This window comes from Streptococcus pluranimalium, from assembly GCF_047785705.1.
GTDB lineage: Bacteria > Bacillota > Bacilli > Lactobacillales > Streptococcaceae > Streptococcus > Streptococcus pluranimalium_A.
This window is the reverse complement of record NZ_JBLOJV010000069.1, coordinates 1-3,158: the sequence shown is the minus strand read 5'-3', so window position 1 is coordinate 3,158 and position 3,158 is coordinate 1. Positions and strand designations below refer to the sequence as shown.

The 3,158-nt window shown below is 38.3% G+C and carries 4 protein-coding genes; all 4 read left to right on the top strand.

The genetic code is table 11. The features are described from left to right. The first annotated feature begins 191 nt into the window (after positions 1–191). Positions 192–350 (top strand): hypothetical protein, encoded by a 159-nt coding sequence (locus ACMZ6Z_RS09150; RefSeq protein ID WP_416132223.1) that lies wholly within the window; start codon positions 192–194, stop codon positions 348–350. A 983-nt stretch (positions 351–1,333) separates the two neighbouring features. Then, positions 1,334–2,248 carry an aldo/keto reductase gene (locus ACMZ6Z_RS09145; RefSeq protein WP_416132222.1) on the top strand — a complete coding sequence of 305 codons (915 nt, stop codon included), beginning with the start codon at positions 1,334–1,336 and terminating at the stop codon, positions 2,246–2,248. A gap of 14 nt (positions 2,249–2,262) precedes the next feature. Beyond that, positions 2,263–2,640, top strand: a complete 378-nt coding sequence (locus ACMZ6Z_RS09140) for a hypothetical protein (protein WP_416132221.1) — start codon at positions 2,263–2,265, stop codon at positions 2,638–2,640. Positions 2,641–2,782: 142 nt separating this feature from the next. After that, a partial coding sequence (locus ACMZ6Z_RS09135) for a hypothetical protein (protein WP_416132220.1) occupies positions 2,783–3,158 on the top strand: 376 nt, incomplete at its 3' end.

Here is a 3,158-nt window from a genome sequence, read left to right as displayed (position 1 = left end):
TACCATCAGGTTTGGTATCAAAACAAAAAAATGAAGTTACCGTATTGATAAGTATGAGTTTTGGGTTAAGCATTGTTTAATTGCCTTTGTTTGAGGAGTAGTTAATATTATTTGTCAGAGTAAGGACAAAATAGTTCCTACTTCATACACTGATACTTAACAAAAATCAAAAATAGCAGTGTAATGGCTTTATGCCAAAAGAACTCACCGCTACCCAAGCAGACGCATTAAAGCAAGCTCTCAGAGATAAAAACAATGCTCAACACCATCGAAAATTTCAAACACTTATTTTTTACTCTGAATCCGGAAACTTAACAACTGTAGCCAAATCAGTAGGTTTTATCTATTAAACTGTGCAAAAGTTATAAACTCGCTATCTAAATGGTAGCTTGGAGACTCTATTAACAGAAAATCGTGTTTACTGTCGTCACTTCTATATGACACCTGACAAGGAAAGTTTTCTTAACGAAAAGTCCTCTTATGTTTTGAGCGGTCAATTAATGACCATCAATTCAATCTTTGTGCCCTATCAAGAAAAAGTTGGTCAAAAATAAGTCAAGAGGGGTTCTGTTCTCTTTTTAAGCGCCACAGTTGACGTAAAGTTAGTCTACGTCTTCAAAATCCCTAAAAAGCAGACGTCGAAGCCGTTTTAGCATTAAAAAATAAAATCCTTATTCAAGAGGACTAGACAGCGCTTTAAAGATAGCCGCTGCTACAACAAAGTGAGACTAATGTATTAAGGTGAAGCTGGATTTGGACGGATTAGTAAACTAGATAAATTCTGGTTATCAAAGGGGGAGCGTCCAACGATACCCAGTCATCATATCAGAGAGTATCGCTATTGTTATAAGGCTGTAGACGCCCATACTGGCAAGTCATTCTTTCTGATCGCAGGTGCTTGTAACACCGCATGGATAACTGTGTTTTTATGATAACTATCTTATTTTAGTGATAGATAATGCCACCTGGCATAAGTCTGAAGCCTTAGAGATACCTACAAATATAGTATTTGCTTTTATTCCATTTCATACTCCTGAGATAAACCTTTAAGCTCAGTCTGGGCAGATATTCGTAAATATGGCTTTCAAAAAAAACTTTTAAGACATTGCAGGAGGTTATTTATAAACTGTAAGAGTGATAAAAAACTTTTCTTCTTATCAACTCAACTGATTGTGCATAGAGAATAGATTTTTGCTGTTTTTGATTTTAGATGAGTATTGGCAAAAATATCGTTGTAATTCTTATTATAGTGCTTATATTTATTTCGGAACATTTGACTTAAAAATGGTATAATGTCTCTAAAAGATAATACGTTTTAAGGAGTGGCGAAGCGATGTTACAAGATATTGGACAAACGGGTATCAAAGGATCACGTATCGCTCTTGGGGCGATGCGCATGAGTGCTTTAGATGTCAAAGAAGCAGAAAAAGTGATTGCAACGTCAGTTGAAAGTGGTATTACTTTCTTTGATCATGCGGATATTTATGGTGGTGGCGAATCTGAGATGCGTTTTCGAGATGCCTTGAAAAACCTTGATGTCAAACGTGAAGACCTTATTTTACAATCCAAATGTGGGATTCGTAAAGGCTTCTTTGATTTTTCAAAAGAGCATATTTTAGCATCAGTTGATGGTATTTTAAAGCGTCTAGGGACAGACTATCTGGATTTCTTAGCCCTTCATCGCCCAGATGCCTTGTGGGAACCAGAAGAAGTCGCAGAAGCGTTTACCCAGTTACGATCAGCTGGTAAGGTTCGTCATTTTGGTGTCAGCAATCAAAATCGCAGTCAAATGGAATTCTTACAATCTTATTTAGATCAGCCATTGGCGGTCAATCAGTTGCAATTATCACCAGTCCATGCTCCCATGATGTCATCGGGTTTAGAAGTTAATATGACAACACCAGGTGCCAATGACCGAGACGGTGGCATTATTGACTATTGCCGCCTTAACAAGGTGACCATTCAGGCTTGGTCACCCTTTCAAATCGATCTTTCAAAAGGCCTCTTCTCTGGCAATCCTGACTACAAAGCCTTGAACGATACGATCTCGACTTTAGCTAAACAATACGACGTATCTGACGAAGCTATTATTGTGGCTTGGATTCTGCGCCACCCAGCTAAGATTCAAACCATTATTGGGTCTATGAACCCTCAACGTATCAAAGGTATTGTTGAGGCTGAAAAAGTGGAACTTACACGTCCAGAATGGTATGAAATTTACACAAAAGCAGGGCATATCTTACCCTGATGAAGGAGGAATTTATGAATCGGTCTCAAAACAAGTTGCCGCGCTCTCTTGTTTGGAAAAAGTGTCTCTTTTATCTCTTGTTTACTTTAGTGATGAGTTTGTTAATCAAGGGATTAATTCATTTTCCGCTTTCTGACAAGCCCTTATTACTAAAAGATATCCATTTTGGGCCTTCCTTTGGACTGATTTTGGTTTTCAATGTTTGGAGTCACCCGACGGTTTCTATTTGGCAAAAAATCGGCTGGTTCCTTGGCCTGATGTTTCTATCCTTTGTTGTGATACAGGGAGTTTTTGGGTCGATGCCGATATCCCTCTGGCTCTGGTTAGCTTTGCTCATCGTTGGGGCTGTCTTGCTTTATCTTTACTACCACTTCGTTAAACCCGAGTTATGACCTTTCGGGATGAAAAAAGCCCGCATCAACTCTGTATGTGGGTTTTCTTAGCCTTCAATATAGTCTTTTAAGGCAATAAGATTACTGCTATTGACAGTTATCAAAAACTTTCAAAAATTGATAAGATAAAAAGGAGTTCAATATGTCAACGTCTCATCATCATGACAGCTTTAAAGTTGGCTTGACAAAAATAATCATCAACTTTACTTGTCTGCTGGTTCTAAGTTTGGTCTTGAGCTTAGCATTAGTGGGAGTCGTTTCGCTTTTCGAGAATGGTTTTGAACCGATCAACTTAAATCGATTTCGACCTCGTTTTTTAGGTTACTCATGGGTCTATGCCGTTATTAATGGAGACGCAGGGTTAGGCAAAAGAAAAAAGTGGCTGATTTTTATCATTGGCTTTGTTTTTCTTTTGGCCTTGTCCATCTTATTAGCGCATCCGTGGAAAGTGTTGTTTCACGGAGTAACGATGCCAGTTTGGATATGGCTCACCAGTTTGCTTTTGGGGATTGGTATTA